The 230-nt window shown below is 35.7% G+C and carries 1 protein-coding gene; it reads right to left on the reverse strand.

Features of this window, described 5'->3' with window-relative positions:
• The coding region (locus AOA59_RS32225; RefSeq protein WP_143522884.1) for a tyrosine-type recombinase/integrase at nt 1–230 on the reverse strand (230 nt) is incomplete at both ends.

Genomic DNA, 230 nt, shown 5'->3' on the forward strand with positions numbered 1-230 from the left:
GGATTTTTCTCCATATCGAATTTGATCTGATCTCTACTTTGTTCTGCGTATGGCTTCAATGAAGTAACAGTAGAGTGACCCATCAGTTTCATCATTGCATACAAATTGATTCCTGAACGAATACCATAGACAGCGTAACTATTCCGAAAATTATGAACACTTAGTTTCTGTGCTTCATCATCGCTAATAGTTTTTGCCTTTTTTGCTAAACTTTTTACCATACCTCTAAC

It is taken from the genome of Pseudomonas sp. 2822-15 (assembly GCF_002742515.1).
Lineage (GTDB): Bacteria > Pseudomonadota > Gammaproteobacteria > Pseudomonadales > Pseudomonadaceae > Aquipseudomonas > Aquipseudomonas salomonii.